The organism is Caulobacter sp. AVps16 (assembly GCF_058681455.1).
In genome coordinates this window covers 3,006,846-3,022,892 of the sequence record NZ_CM178739.1, presented here as the reverse complement: position 1 = coordinate 3,022,892, position 16,047 = coordinate 3,006,846, and the positions used below count along the sequence as shown (strand labels likewise).

Genomic DNA, 16,047 nt, shown 5'->3' with positions numbered 1-16,047 from the left:
CGTATCGACAAGTAAGGGGGCCATGACACCCCGGACCCTCCCCGTCTCACCCGTCCTGTTTGCGGTCGCTGTCGCCGCCGCTGTCGCGCTGATGCCTTCGATCGCCCTGGCGGAAAATCTGGAGGCCCGGCCCGGCGATCCGGCCTGGATGCATCTGGGGGCCAATGCCCTGCTGTGGGCCCACATCGCCGGCGGCGCGATCGGCATGATCACCGGGGTCGTCGCCCTGGCCTCGCGCAAGGGCCAGAGCGTCCACCGCAAGGCCGGAACGGTGTTCTTTCTGGCGATGTTCACCGCCTATGCCATCGGCGCAGGTGTCGCGCCGTTCCTTCAGACCGGACAGCGCCCCAATGTCGTGGCCGGCATTATGGCGCTGTACCTTCTGATCAGCGGAACGATGGCGGCCCGACAGCGGGATGTGAAGGCGGGCGCGCCGGAGGTGATCGGGCTGATTGTCGCCCTCGCCATCACCGCCGCCGGCGTGACCTTCATGCAGATGGGCGCGGCCAGCCCGACCGGCACAGTGGACGGCTCGCCGCCGCCGGCCTTCTTCCTGTTTACGGTTGCCGGGGCCTTCGCCGCCGCGGGTGAGTTGCATGTGCTCGTGCGCAAGCAGCTGTCCAGGGTCTCGCGGATTGCGCGTCACCTGTGGCGGATGTGCTTTTCGCTGTTCATTGCCTCGGGGTCGTTCTTCCTCGGCCAGCAGCAGGTGTTTCCCAAGGCCGTGCAGGACTCGGCTCTGCTCTACGTCCTCGCCCTGGCGCCGTTGCCGATCATGCTGTTCTGGCTGGGCAAGGTTCGCTTCGACGACTGGCGGCGGCGGCGGGTGAAAGCGGCGGTCGCGGCTTAGCGGCCTAGCCCCCTGCGGGGGCGAACAGGTCGTCCAGGCTGGAGCGCACGCGATCGAGCAGCGCGTCGCGCGACTCGTCGGTCATGTTGGAGACGATGGACCCGAAGTGGCAGTGGTCGAGGACCCGCAGGCCGCAGACGCCCGCCAGGTGCAAATCGAAGACCGTCATCAGGGCCTTCAGGGCTCCGGTGTCCTTCACCCAGTCTTCGGGTGCGCCCGAGGTGGAAAAGCTGAGCAGGGTCTTGCCGTCCAGCAGGGACTCTGTGCCGCCGAGACCCGGGGCATAGCCAAAGCCCATGCTGAACACCCGGTCGACATAGCCCTTCAGAATGGCCGGCGGCGCATTGAACCAGAACGGATAGACGAAGATGAAGCCGTCGACGTCCGCCACCAGCTCGCGTTCCATGACGATGTCGGCGGCCGGCCGGGCCCCGTTCGCCATCGGCAGTTCCTCGGCCTTCAGACGCGGATCGAAGTCCAGCGCATAGAGATCCCGCACCACCACCTCATGGCCGCCGGCGCGCAGATGGTCCGCGCAGGTTTTGGCCAGGGTCGCGCAGAAACTGCCGGACCTTGGGTGAGCGAGGATGATGGCGTGTTTCATGGCGTTAGGCCGTCTGGCCCTGGACTCAGGCTGCGACCAGGTCGGCCAGACGCACCGGCGCGGCGACCCGGAACCGCCGACACCCCTCGAGGGCGACGAGGCCGTCGGCCTGCAACTGGGTGACCATGCGCGACACAGTCTCGATCGTCAGGCCCAGGTGATCGGCAATGTCCTGCCGGCTCATGGCCAGTTCGTTCCAGGCCGAGCCCTGACGCTTCGCCACATCGGCCAGAAAGCCTGCCACCCGTTCATAGGCGCTCTTGCGGGCCAGCAGCATCATGTGGTCCTGGGCGCGTCCCAGTTCTTGGCCGGTGGCGCGCCAGATCAGCCGCTCGAGGCGTTCGCCCGCCTCGCCATAGTGCTTGAGGGACGAGCGCTTGGTGACCAGGATCTTGCTGTCGCACAGGGCTTCGGCCGAGGCGCGATGGGTCGGGCCCGCTTCCAGGCCGAAGAGGTCGCCGGCATAGTAGAAGCCCGCGATCTGGCGGCGACCGTCTCCCAGCAGGCGCGAGGCCCGGACGGCACCGCGCTGGACCTGGTAGACCATGTCGCTTTCGTCGTCCTGGGCGTAGATTTCCTCACCCGCCGAGAAGCTCATGCTGACGCCGATGGCCGAGAACACTTCGTCGGTCGGGATCATCTGGGCCACCGGCGCGGCGGCCTCTGCGCGGTCTCGCAAGAATGCTGGCATGGACATCGCACGTCTCCCTGAGCAGTGGACTTCAGGGATAGGTGAAGGGCGATCCCTCTCACATTGGGATGTTTACGTAGTTGGGATGAGGCCCTGCACAGGCCGGCAGAACCAGGCGGGAAGCCGGTGCCGGCTCGAGGCTGATCACGACCCGCGCGTCCAGGGCCACGACCCCTTCGGCATCCACCCGAAGGGGATTGATGTCCAGTTCCAGCACCTCGGGGAGTTCAGTGGCTATGGCCGATAGCGACTGGAGCGTGGCAACGATCCCGCCGATGTCGGCTGCGGGCTCGTCGCGATAACCGGCCAGCAGGCGCGAAATCCGCGTCCGGTCCAGCATGGTCCGGGCCGCTGCGCCGTTCAGGGGCGGCAGGCCCAGGGCGTGGTCCCGGATAACCTCGACGGCCTTGCCGCCGGCCCCGACCATTAGGACCGGACCAAAGGTGGGGTCCGGGGCAAGGCCGACGATCACTTCATGGGCCCGGCCCGGCGCCACCATGGTCTGGACGGCAAAGCCGGTGATCACCGCGCCGGGACAGGCCGTCGCCACGCGGGCCGCGATGGCCTCGGCAGCTTCGACGGCCGCCTGGGCATCCGGAAGATTCAGGACCACGCCCCCGACGTCGGACTTGTGTACGATCTGGGGCGAGACGATCTTGACGGCATAGGGCGGTGCCAGACCGGCACAGACGGCGCTGACCTCCGCAGGGGTGGCCGCCAGTCGGGTCGGGACCGTGCTGACGCCAAAGGCGTCCAGCAGGGCCTTGGCCTCGATCTCGTTGAGCAGGCTGCGGCCTTCGGCCCGGGCCGCGGCGATCATGGCCCGGGCCATGGAGGGCCGGTCCTGGCGCGGCTCGGACGCGGCAGGGGGGGCAGACAACCGGGCGGCGGCCTTGTGGGCGGCGATCAGATGGCCAAAGCCCCGGATCGCCGTGTCCGGTGCCCCGAACATCGCAATGCCGGCGGCGCTGAGAATCGGGCCGGCTATGTCCTGGTTGGTGTCCCCCAGCCAGCAGGCGATGACCGGCTTGAGGATCCCGCGCCCTCGCGCGGCCACGACAGCGGCCGCTACGCCCTGGGCGATATCGCGGGGGTCAAGCAGGGCGGTGGGGCAGTTCATCACCAGCACGGCATCGACCCCGTCATCGGCCAGGACCGCATCCAGGGCGGCGCGATAGCGCTCGACCGGCGCGTCGCCGATCAGGTCCACCGGATTGCCATGCGACCATCCTGCGGGCAGGGCGGCACTCAGCTGCTCCAGAGTCTGGGGCGACAGGTCGGCCAGGACACCGGTGCCGGCTGTCATGGCATCGAGCGCCAAAATGCCGGCTCCGCCGCCATTGGTGACGATCGCCAGGCGCTCGCCCTGGAGCTCGGGTCCCCCCCGCAGGACGGCGGCGGCATCGAACAGGTCGGTGAGGCTTTCGACCTGCACGATTCCCGCTCGCTCGAAGGCGCAGGCATGCACGTCATAGGCCCCGGCCAGGGCCCCGGTATGGGAGCGGACGGCCTTACCGCTGGCGGGGTTGCGTCCGGCCTTCAGGGCAATGACCGGCTTGAGGCGTGCCGCGGCCTGGGCGGCGGCCATGAACCGGGCCCCGCGTGTGACGCCCTCGATATAGAGCAGGATGGCATCGGTCCGGGGATCGGCGGCGAACAGGTCGATCAGGTCGGCGAGATCGATATCGGCCATGTCGCCGACCGAGACGATCCCGGAAAAGCCCAGCTGCCGGGTCGTGGCCCAGTCGACCAGGCCACTGATCAGGGCCCCGCTCTGGGAGATCAGGGCCAGGCCCCCGGCCAGGGGCGTGCCGCGGGCGAAGGAGGCGTTGAGGCGGGCATGGGGGGCCAGGAGCCCCAGGCCGTTGGGACCAACGAGGCGCAGGCCATGGGGCCTGGCGGCATCCAGCACCGCCTGGCGCAGGCCATTGGCCTCGGTCAGGCCCGCCGACAGGATCACGGCGACCCGGACACCGGCGGCTCCCAGCTCAGCGATCGCCCCTGGCGCGACGGCGGCGGGCACCACCACAATGGCCAGGTCGGGGGGCTGAGGCAGATCGGCGATCTGCGCCACCCAGGTCGTGCCTGGTACGGAGAGGGGCCGGGGATTGATCAGGAAGACGGTGCCGGCAAATCCACCTGCCAGGATGTTTTCGACCACGACCTCACCGACGGAGCCCTGGCGGTCAGAGCCGCCGATCACCGCGACCGAGGCCGGGGCGAGCAGGGCGGACAGGATGGGGGGTGACATGGCGACCTCAAATGTTCAGCCCGCCAGGGACGGGGATCGTGCCAGAACCAAGCGTTACGGAGGCGTGGGCGCCATCCGTAAAGTCCCCAACGGGCCTTGATCCGGGCCGCCAAAGCGGTTTGTAACCTAGGGTGTGCGGAGGCATGGTCGGGCTCGGTGATCGAGCCTTGCAGACCCAAACGCCTGAAGACGGAAAAGGGTGAACAGCCAATGGCCTCCGGTTCGGGGCTGCAGCAGGACCAGATCAAGAGTTACGGCCTGACGCTGGCGATTTTCGGCCTGGCGGTGGCGGTCCGTTGGCTGGCGGCCCCGTGGCTGGGAAACCATGCGGCCTTTCTGCCCTTCATCGCGCCGGTCGTGGCTGCAGCGGCGTTTGGCTGCGTCGGCGCGGGCCTGGCCGCTACAGGACTCGGTCTGCTGACGGGCCTGGCCTTTTTGGGCAAGACCCCGCAGGCCTCTGACCCGACCCTGGTCCTGGTTCAGGCCCTATTCTTCCTGCTGGCAGCCTTGGGCGTGACCCTGGTGGGCGCGCGGGTGGGGCGGCTGCGGCGCGGAACCGTGTCCAGCCAGGGCCGTGAAGCCCTCCGCGAGCGGCAGGCCGAAGTCGTGGCCAGCGAGCTGAGCCTGCTGATCGATGGGGCCACCGAATACGCCATTTCGATGCTCGACCCGGAGGGGCACGTGCTGATCTGGAATGCGGGCGGTCAGAGACTGATGGGCTGGAGCGAGGCTGAGGTCATCGGTCAGTCCGTCTCGATCTTTTATCCCCAGGACGCCCGTCAGGCCGGCAAGCCGCAGGCCGATCTCGCCCGGGTGCAGGCCGAGGGCAAGGTCGAGGAAGACGGCTGGTTCCTGCGCAAGGACGGTTCGGAGTTCCTGGCGCACGTCTCCCTGACCGCGTTGCATGACCGGGACGGCGTCTTGCGGGGCTTCGGCAAGGTGCTTCGCGACGTCACCGATCAAAGGGCGAGCGAGCGGGCCCTTGACGCCGGAGCCGAGCATCTGAGGTCGATCCTCTCGACAGTCCCCGACGCCATGATCGTCATCGACGACCGTGGCAAGATCCTGTCGTTCAGCGCGGCCGCCGAGCGGTTGTTCGGCTTTCAGGAAGCCGAGATGGTCGGCGAGAACGTGCGCTGCCTGATGCCGTCGCCGGACCAGGAGCGTCACGACGGCTATATCGAGCGCTACCTGTCCACGGGCGAGCGCAAGGTGATCGGCAAGGGACGCATCGTCGTGGGCCGGCGCAAGGACGGCTCCACCTTTCCTATGGAGCTGTGGGTCGGGGAGGCGACGAGCCATGGACCCAGGGTCTTCACCGGCTTTGTCCGCGACCTGACCGAGCGCCAGCGGACCCAGGCCCGGCTTGAGGAACTGCAGGCCGAACTGATCCATATCGCCCGGGTCAGCGGCATGGGAACCATGGCCTCGACCCTGGCCCATGAGCTCAACCAGCCGATCACCGCGGTCGCCAACTATGTCGAGGCCGTCCGCGATCTCCTTCTGGAGCCAGATCCCGACGACCTGCCGATGATCCGTGAGGCCCTGGGCGACGCGGCCGGTGAGGCGATGCGGGCCGGCAATATTGTCCGGCGCCTGCGGGCCTTCGTCGCCCGGGGTGAGGTCGAGAAAACCGTTGAGGATCTTCCGGCCGTGATCCACGAGGCCGCTGCGCTGGGGCTGATGGGGGCCCGGGATCAGGGCCTGGATCCGGTGTTCGCCCTTGACCCTGCCGCGACGCCGGTTCTGATCGACCGGGTTCAGATTCAGCAGGTGGTGATCAATCTGGCCCGCAATGCCGTCGAGGCCATGGCCGGAACCGACCAGCCCCGCCTGTGGCTGAGCACCCAGGATCAGGGTGACGACCTGGTGAGGGTCACGATTGCCGATAACGGCCCGGGAGTCTCGCCGGCCATTGCCAGCCAGCTGTTTACGGCCTTTGTCAGTACCAAGGTCGAGGGCATGGGGCTGGGTCTGTCGATCTGCCGCACGATCGTCGAAGCCAATGGCGGCCGAATCTGGCACGAGCCGCGTCCAGGCGGCGGCTCGCAGTTTCACTTCACCCTGGTCAAGGTCGAGAAGGAGGCCTTTCATGACTCCTAGGCGGATGATCCATATCGTCGATGACGAAGAGGCGATCCGTCGCTCGGCGGGGTTCATGCTGAAGACCTCGGGCTATGCCGTTTCGACCTATGCGTCGGGCGACGCCTTCCTGCAGGGGGCCCGCGATGCCGAGCCCGGCTGTGTTCTGCTCGACGTGCGGATGCCTGGCATGGATGGCCTGGAGGTCCAGAAGGTCATGGCCGAACGCGGTATCGCCATGCCGGTGGTCGTGCTGACCGGCCATGGCGATGTCACCCTGGCCGTGCGGGCCATGAAGGGCGGTGCGGTCGACTTTATCGAGAAGCCGTTCGAAAAGACCGTTTTGCTGAGCGCCATAACAGCCGCCTTTGAGCGTCTGGATGACGCCGATGCCCGGGCGGCTCGGGCCAGCGACGCCGCCATTGCCATCGCCGCCCTGACCGCTCGGGAGCAGGACGTCCTGCGGGGCATGGCCAAGGGTCTTCCCAACAAGACCATCGCCTTTGACCTCGATATCTCGCCCCGCACGGTCGAGGTCCACAGGGCCAATCTGATGGCCAAGTTGCAGGTCAAGACCCTGTCCGAAGCGCTGCGGATCGCCTTCGCCGCCGGACTGAAGGAAGAAGCCTAAGGACCTCTACGTAGGGACCCGCTTTTCCGGGTGTGGCATGAACCGGTCCGTGACCCGCTTGGGTCGCGAACTCTGGCCGGAACATGACGCAAGCGCTTTCCAAACTTGAAGACCGCGCGCGGCTGCTGCTGGTTGAGGACGACGCCGGCGTCCGCCGCTCGCTGCAACTGTTGCTACACGGTCGCGGATTCGAGGTCCGAGCCTATGCTTCGGGTCTTGCCCTGCTGGCGGACCCGACGGCTTTGGGGGCTGTCTGCCTGGTGGCCGACTACCGCATGCCCGACATCGATGGCGTTCTGATCCTGAAGCGGCTGCGGGCGCTGGGCTGGGACGGTGAGGCCCTGATGATCACGGCCTTTCCGACGACGGAACTGCTGGATGCGGCCGAGACGGCGGGCTTTAGCCGGGTGATTGAAAAGCCCATGCCGGGCTCCGTCCTGGTCGAGGCTGTCGAGCGGGCGATGGCGGCGCACTAGAGGCCTAAGTATTGGCCCCAACTGCTCCCATTGAGCTGCGGCGCTAACAAGGAGTCTAACCCCCCGTCGGGAGCGAAGAAAATGAACCTGATCCTGAAGGCTGCCACGGTCAAAGGGGCCAGTCTGGCTGCGGGCTTGTTGCTGGCTTTGTCGGGTCCTGTGGCCCTTGCCCAGCCTGCAGCCGCCACGCTCCCGATATCCGGCGGCCAGGGCCTTGCCCAGCGTCACTGCGGTGGTTGCCATGCCGTAGGCGCAGGGAAAAGCCCTCTGGCGGACGCCCCGCCCTTTGCCAGTCTTTACCTGCGCTATCCGCGCGGCGGTCTCGACCAGATCCTGACCGAGGGCATGCTGACGCCCCGTCGCATGCCCGAAGAGGGCACGCCGGAACGCCATCCGCGGATGCCGATGGTGGCCCTGGACGACGATCAGGTCGCCCATCTGAAGGCCTATCTGCAGAGCCTTGACCCGCGAACCGCCGGCCATGCCAGGTGAGCGCCGAGGGTCAGCCCTCGGCCTTCAGGGCCAGGAGGCCGAACAGCGCGCCTTCGGTCTGTGACAGACGCCAGCCCCGGTGGTTGAACACCGCGCCCTGACGAAAATCGGCGGCTGCACGCCGGCGCAGTTCGGTCAGGACGTCGCCGTTGCGACCGCCCGGAAAGAGTCGCATCGCCAGGGCCTTGGCGTCGGTTCCGGGGTTCTGCTCCAGCCAGGCCTTGCCGACACGCACGACGGCGTCGCGATCCATGTCTTCAAATCCGGGGAGGGGCTCTGTGGCCCGGGCCAGGGACGGCAGGGCGGTGCCCGCCGTCAGGACCAGAAGGCTGGCGAGAAGATCGCGGCGGGCCAGGCCCTGGGGACGGGCAGGGGTCATCGGGTGGCTCCCATTTCGAGCTTCAGGTGGTCGGCCAGGCGCAGGGTCAGGGCCAGAAGGGTCAGGGTCGGGTTGGCGATGCCCGAGGTCGGGAACACGGAACTGCCGGTCACATAGAGATTGGTCGTGTCGTGGACCCGGCAATCGGCATCGACCACGCCCTGACGGGGATCGGCATGCATCCGGGTCGTGCCCATATGGTGGCGTGACGCACTGGATATGGCGACATAGTCCTGTCTCTGAATTGGCCAGCAGAGCCGGCCCTGGCCGGACGCGCCCAGGGCATCACCCATGCCGGCGGCGGAGCGCTCGAAGCTGGTCCAGTCGGCCTCGGAATAGGTCCAGTCCAGCCTGATCTGCGGCATGCCCAGGGCGTCGACCTTGACCGGATCGAGGGTGATGCGGCTCTCGGGATTGGGGAAATGCTCGGTCATGGCGAAGCAGCCCAGAAGCTGGCCTTCGGCCTGGCCGCGATCCATGCGGGTGGCGACCTGGCGGATGGCCCGGGTCTCGGCCTGGGTCGGCGTTCCCGAACCCGGCGGACCGCCATTGTACAGGGTCAGGGTAAAGTTGCCGGCCTTCATGCGGGTCTGCCCGCTCAGATCGCTACCGATCACGCAATGGGCCTGGGCGCGCCCGGGCGGAACATAGAGCGCCAGGGAGTCTGACCGGGCGATATTGACGGCCGAGCCTTCGGTCTCGGCGTCGCCGTCCATGGAATAGGTGACGTGGCCCTGAAAGAAGCGGCCGACAAGGTCATGGCGATTGCCGACGCCCTCGCGGCGGACCCGGTTGGAGGCCAGCATCAGACGGACATTCTCGATGCCACCGGTCGCCAGCACATAGGTCCGGGCCTTGGCGGTGTGTCGCTTGCCGTCCAGGCAGGCCACATCCAGGCCCTCGACCCGGTCGCCCCTGGCCGCCAGCCGCACCTGGGTGACGTTGGCATAGAGATAGACCGTGATGTTGGGTGCGTCTGCGAAGCCGGTGCGGAAGGCGTCAAAGGCCGCCTTGTCGGCTCCGCCCGAAATGTTCGAGAAATAGCGGGGAGCCGGAAAGAAGCCGTCCTGAGGATCCAGGTCGAGTGGCCGGCGGGCCGGGTCCTGCAGAACGGGGGTGTCGGTCCCGAAATGCGGGATGCCCAGCAGGTCGCAGGCCCGGTCATAGAATGGTTGCAGCTGCTCGCGGGTCATCGGCCAGCCGCTCCAGGGGGCCCAGTCGCGCTTGGCGAAGTCCGCGGGATCGAGCGGCGCGCACTTGCCGCCCCAGACATGGCCTGATCCCCCCAAGGCCCGGATCCGGGACTGGACCGGATAGTCGTTGAAGGGACGATCGGCGTTTCCAGGCCCACGGATCGTGGCGGTGCCCATATAGAGCGCCTGGCTCTCCATCTCGATCTCGCGGCCGCCGCTCTCCAGCAGGGCGACCCTGATCGGGCCGCCCGCCAGTTCGCGGGCCAGGGTAATGCCAGCCATGCCGCCACCGACGATGATCAGATCAGCATCGATCCGGCTGGCGTCAGGCAAGGTTCGGGCGTCGATGAAAGCCATCGTGTTTCCTGTCTGATTGTCTGGTGGGGCAGGGCTGGGTGGGTCGTGCAGACGATCTGGCCGCCGACCCGTTGCGAGACAGGCCTAGGCGCGGGCGCCCTTGGCCTTGAGGTACTGAATGACGGCGAGGTGGTTGCGCTTGATGGCCTGGCTGAGTGCAGACCGGGTTTCGCCGGGATTGGCGGTGACCGACCGGTTCACATCGGCACCGCGCTCGACGAGATAGCGCACGGTCTCGAGGCTGCCCGACTGGGCGGCGTTGATCAGCGGGGTCTCGTCGCCGGGGACAAAGGACTCCACGTTCGCGCCGCGGGTCACCAGGAGCTTGACGATGTCGAGACGTCCACGACCGGCGGCCATGATCAGCGGGTTGCCGTCGCCGCGGGCAGCGAGGTCGGGATTGGCACCCTTGGCCAGCAGGATCTCGACGATGTCGATGCGTCCCTGACGGGCGGCCTCGATCAGGGGCGTGCCGTCGCCTTCAATCAGGGCGTCGGGATTGGCACCGGCGGCCAGCAGGGCGCGCACGCCTTCTACATCGCCTTCACGAACGGCGGCGAAGAGCGGCTGGCCCAGGTGACGGGCGATGGCGCGGGCGGCCTGCTCCGGCGTTTCGGGCACGGCACGGACGGGCTGTGCGGCCCAGGCCCCGACACTGGCGCTCAGGGCCAGTGCGGCGACCGAGGCGGCACCAAGGCGTCGGCGGACCTGGCCCACGCGATGTTGATTGAGCATGAGAAATCTTTCCTTGAGTTGGAGGTTGGCGGAGGCCGGCCAATGGCAGCCGAGCGGCGGGGCCTGCGGGGCCAGCTGGGTCTTCAGCATCGCCTCGCCATAGGTGCGGCGGGCGACCGGAAAACGGGTCAGGACAGCGGCATCGCAGGCGATCTCCTGGTCGATGCGCAGGCGCTGGGCCGCGAAATGGACCAGGGGATTGAACCAGAACAGGCACTGGATCGCGGTGGTCAGGGCATTGATCTGGGCATCGCCCATCGACAGGTGGGTCCGCTCATGGGCCAGGATCAGGGCCTGTTCTTCAGGATTGAAGCGCCGTGCGAAATCCGCCGGCACGACCACGCGAGGTGACAGGGCACCGATCACGGCCGGCCCGACCCCGGCATGTTCGGCATGGAACAGGCCGTCCGCGCCGCGCAGTCGGCCCAGGGACTTCAGAAAACGGCGCTGGCGCTCGGCCTGGAGGCCGATGGCCAGCAGGGCGATCAGGCCCCAGGTGAGGACGAGACCCTCTTGCAGGGGGAGTCCCTGGCCGGAGTCCTGGGCCTTGGTCTGCGGGGCTGCGATCGAGGTTGCATCGGCAGGCGGCATCGTGACGGCGACCGCCGCTGCGGTCGGCGGTGAAGCTGCTGGCAGGCGCACCGTGACGGTCCGGGCCGGCACGAGGACCGCCAGGGTGGCCAGGGGCACGACGAGCCACAGACCATAGGCGGCACGGGCTCCAAACATCGCCCGCACCGGACGGCCCAGGATCAGTACCAGCAGTATGGCGGCGGCGATGGCCAGGTTGGCCCGCAACAGCAGGGCGAGAATGTCATCGGCCATCGTCGAGGCCCTCCAGCAGGCGGCGAAGGTCGGCAATGTCCTGGTCGCAGAGCTTCTCGCGCTGCGAGAAATGGGCGACCAGCGGAGCCAGGCGGCCATCGAACAGGCGATCCAGCAGGCCCTGGCTCTCGGAATGCACATAGTCGCCCTGGGCGACCAGGGGGCGGTAGAGGAAGCGGCGGCCGTCGCGTTCAGCGGCGATCGCGTCCTTCTTCAGCAGTCGGTTGAGTAGGGTCTTCACCGTGGCGTCGGCCCAGTCCTGGTCTGCCGGCAGGGCGGCGATGATATCCTCGGCGCTGAGCGGGCTCTTCGCCCACAGCGCCTTCATGACCTGACTTTCTGCCGTGCTGATCCGCATGGAGCCTCTCCGTGTTGGCTCCATCGATTACATCCGTAATCGATTGGGTCAATCGACGATTACGGACGTAAACGAAATGTAATCTCGCAAGTCGGCGCTCAAGGCGGGTCTGGCGGTCGCCGATGCGTTCAAAATCACCGGTCTTGAGGCCTGTGAGGCCTGGCTCAGCGGGGCCTAGGGGCGTCGGCCTTGCAACTGGCGTCGCCGCGCCGCAGCCCGCCGTGCCCGCCAATGGGCGACATAGGGCGCAGCAAACGTCCAGGCGATGGCGGCCACCAGGATCACGATAACAAACAAGGCCAGCTTCAGGTTCAAATCGACGTCCCCGGATTTGGTCGCAAAATAGCGGGCCTTGCCGCCTCGCTCAATTGTCGATGCGCGGGCCCTTGGCCGGCATGTTCCCGTTCGGAGGCAAGATTGGTGCCGAACCCGACTGAGACCACGCGCCGACGGCAGGCCCCTGACGCGCGAGCCTCCCGCCCCAAAAAGAAAATGCCCCCCGCCGTGAGGCGAGAGGCATCGGTATTTGGGGCAGTTGAGACCGCGCCTTAAGCGGCTGCGGCGGCCTTGACCAGCGACTTGGTCAGGATGCCGATGGCGGCTTCGCGATCGATGCGCTCGATGGCGGCAACTTCACGGGCCATGCGGTCCAGGGCCGACTCATACAGCTGGCGCTCCGAATAGGACTGTTCCGGCTGATTCTCGGCGCGGTGCAGGTCGCGGACGACCTCGGCGATCGAGATCAGGTCGCCCGAATTGATCTTGGCTTCGTATTCCTGGGCGCGGCGCGACCACATGGTGCGCTTGACGCGGGCCCGGCCCTTGAGCGTGGTCAGGGCCTGGGAGACCACATTGCCTTCGGCCAGGGGGCGCAGACCGGCGGTCTTGGCCTTCTTGGTCGGGACGCGGAGGGTCATTTTCTCGTGGTCGAAGGTGATGATGTAGACTTCGAGCGACATCCCGGCCACTTCCTGGGTCTCAACACCCTGGATGCTGCCCACGCCATGCGCGGGATAGACGACGTGATCGCCAACCGAGAATTCCAGACCGCTCTTGCTCATGTTCGTCCTCATCAATGCGAGCCCAGGGGGCCCGGAACACCGTCATTCCAGATCGGTCCATTAGAGACAGCCCAGCGACCGCGAACGGGGCGCGGGAGCCAAGCCGGGACAGGATTTGGAATTAACCTCTAAGACACCCTTCGCCTTCGATCGGGCGCGCCGGTTGAACGGCTCTTCGACAAAAAACGGACAGCCGCAAAAAGCCGCGACCGTCACGTTGGCGCAGACAATATCATAAAATTCAGCCTCATGAAAGGCTTGCGGCCGGACTTGAACCCGTTAGGGGGCCGATCAGGAACCCTTGCCGGGCTTTTCGCTGAAGTATTTCTCGAACTTGCCGGTCTCGCGCTCAAAGTCGTCGCGGTCGGCGGGCGGCTCGCCCTTAACCGTGATGTTGGGCCAGACCTTGGCGTAGTCGGAGTTGATGCGCAGCCACTTGCCGTCGGGCTCGTCCTCGGTGTCGGGCTTGATCGCGTCGACCGGGCACTCTGGTTCGCAGACGCCGCAATCGATGCATTCGTCCGGATTGATGGCCAGAAAGTTCTCGCCCTCATAGAAGCAGTCGACCGGACACACCTCGACACAGTCCATGTACTTACATTTGATACAGGCGTCTGTGACGATGTAGGTCATCGAGAACTCGATTGGGGCTGACGGCGTTCGGCGCGGGCGTTTTCGAAGGCGCGGGGCCGCTTGTCAATGCGGCTTGCTTGCGCGGCACCGCAGGATTTCTCGCCCCGCCGTCAGAGATAGCTTTGGGCCGGCCGATGGTTCCGCCGCCGGTCACCCTTTATCGCTGCCCAGTAGGACCGCGACGACAGGTCATCTCGACGGTCACGATTTCTTATCCAAAATAGCAACAGTCTTCGAGTGAGGAAACGCTCAAGAAAAACAACGTCGAGAATCCGACACTATGACAAAGTCGACCGTGGAGGTCAGGCGTTTGCCAAAGTCCGAGGCCGGACTGGCGCGTCTCACCGACGCACGCGCCGCCGCCTTTTCGCAGTTTGTGCTCCAGTTGCCGTTCGCTGCGGCACTTCTGGACAGGGACCTGCGCCTGCTCGCGGTCAGCCGCGAATGGGTGACCCAGGGCCTGGCCCCGGACCTGGGCCTTGGCGGCGACGGCCGTCGCGCCCTGGTTTCGGCCGAGGATATTCTGGCGCTGATGAAGTGCGCCCAGTCCGGTGAGGCTTTCTCGCGTTATCTGCCGAACCTCGACACTGACGGCGTACAGAGGGTCTGGCGCACCGAGTTCAGCGCCTGCCGCGACGAGGGCGAAGACCCCTATGCCGTGATGGTCACGGCCCGCGATGTGACCGGCTATGCCGAGGCCATTCTGCGGGCCGAGCGTGACCAGCAGCGTTTGCGCATGGCCCTGGAACTCGATGGCCTGCTGGTCCGCGAATTCGATCTGAACACGCGGGAAGTGGTGTTTTCAGGGGCCACGCACGACCTGGAAAAGTGGTGTCGCTTTGAGAACGAACCGCTGGAGATCATCCACCAGGCCGACCGCGACCGGGTGGCGGCCCAGGTGGCGGCACGCAAGCCGGGCGAGACCGGCGTCTACGAGTTTCGACTCAATCGCGATGACGGAGTCGAGACCTGGGTGCGCTCGGCCAGCAAGCTGCTGATCGACCCGAACGGCCGCCCTGAGCGGTTGGTCAATCTGTTCAAGGACATCACCGATCGTCGCCGTCAGACCGAGGCGGTTGAGACCCTGGCCTTCAAGGATCCTTTGACCGATCTGCCGAACCGGGCGTTGTTCCAGCACAAGTTCCAGGAAGCGGTCAGCGCGTCGGAGCGGCTGGGCGAGATGTTCGGTCTGATCATGATCGACGTCGACCACTTCAAGGACATCAACGACACACTCGGTCATGACGCCGGCGACGCTCTGCTCAAACGGCTGGCCGAAATGCTGCGTCGCGCCTTCCGCGCCCAGGATACCGTGGCCAGGCTGGGGGGCGACGAGTTTGCGGTGATCCTCCGGGGCCTGAACGGCGAAGCGGACATGCTGCGGCCGATCCAGACCCTGCAGAAACTGCTGCGCCGCCCCATCGAGCATGGCGGGCGCAGCTTTACCTGCAGTGCCAGCATCGGCGCGGCCCTGCACGGCGACCCCGACGCTGATCCCTCGCACATGGTCAAGAACGCCGACATCGCCCTCTATCGGGCCAAGGATGCGGGCCGCAATCGCAGCGTCATGTTCCAGCCCTCCATGCGCTCGGAACTGGAACAGCGGATCGAGCTGTTGCGCGATGTCCGGGCCGGCATAGCCGCCGGTGAATTCGTGCTGTTCTATCAGCCGGTCGTGGATGTGCGGGAAGGCGGCGTCGCCGGCTTTGAGGCCCTGATGCGGTGGGCTCATCCGGAGCAGGGGATCCTGGCACCCGCCCGCTTCATGCCGGCCTTTGAGGATCAGGACCTGTCGCTGAAGCTGGGCGATGTGGCCTTCGAGAGCGCCCTCCGTCAGATGCGGGACTGGATCGAGGCCGGCGTGGCGTTTGGACGGGTGGCCGTCAATATCTCGGCGGCCCAGTTCCGCAGCGGGCGTCTGGCCGAAGAGATCCAGGAGCGCCTCGCCCGCTGGAACGTGCCCTGCGATCGCCTGACCATCGAGGTGACCGAGAACGTCTATATGGGCTGGGGTTCGGATCTGGTCAGCGACACCGTGCGCCGTCTGCATGACGCCGGGGTGATGATCGCCCTCGACGATTTCGGCACCGGCTATGCCAGCCTGGCCAATCTGCGGCAGTTCCCGATCGACCGGCTGAAGATCGACAAGTCCTTCGTTCAGAACGCCGAGGATGAGGCCATCGTCAAGGCGGTCATTACCCTGGGCTCGTCGATGGGGATGAAGGTCGTCGCCGAAGGGGTCGAGGATGAGGCCCAGCTGGAGAAGCTGATCGCCTATGGCTGCGACCAGGTGCAGGGTTATCATTTCGGCCGCCCCATGCCGGCCGATGAGGTGCCGGGCTTCCTGGCCGGGTTCAAGTCCTAGGGCGCGGCAGCGCGGTCCTTGTCTCAAAGGGGCAGGCCGCCCTCGTGATCCATCTGGCCGCCGC

Annotated in this window: 16 protein-coding genes; 6 read left to right on the top strand and 10 right to left on the bottom strand. The window is 66.7% G+C overall.

The genetic code is table 11. The features are described 5' to 3' along the window. The first annotated feature begins 22 nt into the window (after positions 1-22). The gene (locus ACW17U_RS14425; protein WP_492053346.1) at positions 23-850 is read left to right on the top strand and encodes a DUF2306 domain-containing protein; all 828 of its coding nucleotides are present in this window, start codon (positions 23-25) and stop codon (positions 848-850) included. Positions 851-854: 4 nt separating this feature from the next. Here ACW17U_RS14425 and ACW17U_RS14420 read toward each other — a convergent pair whose 3' ends face one another. From ACW17U_RS14420 to ACW17U_RS14410, 3 genes are read right to left on the bottom strand one after another with little or no spacing between them, the layout of a single operon-like run. Next, positions 855-1,454, bottom strand: coding sequence for an NAD(P)H-dependent oxidoreductase (locus ACW17U_RS14420; RefSeq protein WP_492053344.1), 600 nt, complete (start codon positions 1,452-1,454; stop codon positions 855-857). 25 nt (positions 1,455-1,479) lie between these two features. After that, positions 1,480-2,151: a helix-turn-helix domain-containing protein gene (locus ACW17U_RS14415; protein ID WP_062143783.1), complete on the bottom strand. Its 672-nt coding sequence runs from the start codon at positions 2,149-2,151 to the stop codon at positions 1,480-1,482. Positions 2,152-2,203: 52 nt separating this feature from the next. Further along, on the bottom strand, positions 2,204-4,396 hold the full coding sequence (locus tag ACW17U_RS14410) for an acetate--CoA ligase family protein (protein WP_492053343.1): 2,193 nt from the start codon (positions 4,394-4,396) through the stop codon (positions 2,204-2,206). 210 nt (positions 4,397-4,606) lie between these two features. Between ACW17U_RS14410 and ACW17U_RS14405 the strand changes: the two genes are divergently transcribed. From ACW17U_RS14405 to ACW17U_RS14390, 4 genes are all read left to right on the top strand, one after another. Then, on the top strand, positions 4,607-6,499 hold the full coding sequence (locus tag ACW17U_RS14405; protein WP_492053341.1) for a PAS domain-containing sensor histidine kinase: 1,893 nt from the start codon (positions 4,607-4,609) through the stop codon (positions 6,497-6,499). Continuing rightward, on the top strand, positions 6,489-7,109 hold the full coding sequence (locus ACW17U_RS14400) for a response regulator transcription factor (protein ID WP_062143789.1): 621 nt from the start codon (positions 6,489-6,491) through the stop codon (positions 7,107-7,109). The genes ACW17U_RS14405 and ACW17U_RS14400 overlap by 11 nt, the downstream gene beginning before the upstream one ends. 83 nt (positions 7,110-7,192) lie before the next feature. Further along, complete coding sequence (locus tag ACW17U_RS14395) at positions 7,193-7,585, top strand: response regulator (protein ID WP_062143792.1); 393 nt, start codon at positions 7,193-7,195, stop codon at positions 7,583-7,585. 81 nt (positions 7,586-7,666) lie between these two features. Then, complete coding sequence (locus ACW17U_RS14390; protein ID WP_492053339.1) at positions 7,667-8,077, top strand: c-type cytochrome; 411 nt, start codon at positions 7,667-7,669, stop codon at positions 8,075-8,077. A 10-nt stretch (positions 8,078-8,087) separates the two neighbouring features. Here the strand turns inward: ACW17U_RS14390 and ACW17U_RS14385 are convergent, their stop codons facing one another. The 7 genes from ACW17U_RS14385 to fdxA all read right to left on the bottom strand — a co-directional run bounded on the left by ACW17U_RS14385 (position 8,088) and on the right by fdxA (position 13,618). Then, on the bottom strand, positions 8,088-8,456 hold the full coding sequence (locus ACW17U_RS14385; protein ID WP_492053337.1) for a hypothetical protein: 369 nt from the start codon (positions 8,454-8,456) through the stop codon (positions 8,088-8,090). Then, positions 8,453-10,006: a GMC oxidoreductase gene (locus tag ACW17U_RS14380; protein ID WP_492053335.1), complete on the bottom strand. Its 1,554-nt coding sequence runs from the start codon at positions 10,004-10,006 to the stop codon at positions 8,453-8,455. The genes ACW17U_RS14385 and ACW17U_RS14380 overlap by 4 nt, the downstream gene beginning before the upstream one ends. 84 nt (positions 10,007-10,090) lie before the next feature. Next, the gene (locus tag ACW17U_RS14375) at positions 10,091-11,566 is read right to left on the bottom strand and encodes a M56 family metallopeptidase (protein WP_062143803.1); all 1,476 of its coding nucleotides are present in this window, start codon (positions 11,564-11,566) and stop codon (positions 10,091-10,093) included. Then, complete coding sequence (locus tag ACW17U_RS14370; RefSeq protein WP_492053333.1) at positions 11,556-11,924, bottom strand: BlaI/MecI/CopY family transcriptional regulator; 369 nt, start codon at positions 11,922-11,924, stop codon at positions 11,556-11,558. The genes ACW17U_RS14375 and ACW17U_RS14370 overlap by 11 nt, the downstream gene beginning before the upstream one ends. Positions 11,925-12,098: 174 nt before the next feature. Then, complete coding sequence (locus ACW17U_RS14365; protein WP_378109269.1) at positions 12,099-12,221, bottom strand: hypothetical protein; 123 nt, start codon at positions 12,219-12,221, stop codon at positions 12,099-12,101. A 251-nt stretch (positions 12,222-12,472) separates the two neighbouring features. Continuing rightward, positions 12,473-12,985, bottom strand: coding sequence for a CarD family transcriptional regulator (locus tag ACW17U_RS14360; protein ID WP_062143809.1), 513 nt, complete (start codon positions 12,983-12,985; stop codon positions 12,473-12,475). 291 nt (positions 12,986-13,276) lie between these two features. Then, positions 13,277-13,618, bottom strand: a complete 342-nt coding sequence (gene fdxA / locus ACW17U_RS14355; RefSeq protein WP_062143812.1) for a ferredoxin FdxA — start codon at positions 13,616-13,618, stop codon at positions 13,277-13,279. A 280-nt stretch (positions 13,619-13,898) separates the two neighbouring features. On the opposite strand from fdxA, the gene ACW17U_RS14350 reads away from it, so the two are divergent. Beyond that, positions 13,899-15,983 carry a putative bifunctional diguanylate cyclase/phosphodiesterase gene (locus ACW17U_RS14350; RefSeq protein ID WP_492053330.1) on the top strand — a complete coding sequence of 695 codons (2,085 nt, stop codon included), beginning with the start codon at positions 13,899-13,901 and terminating at the stop codon, positions 15,981-15,983. The last annotated feature ends 64 nt before the right edge of the window (positions 15,984-16,047 follow it).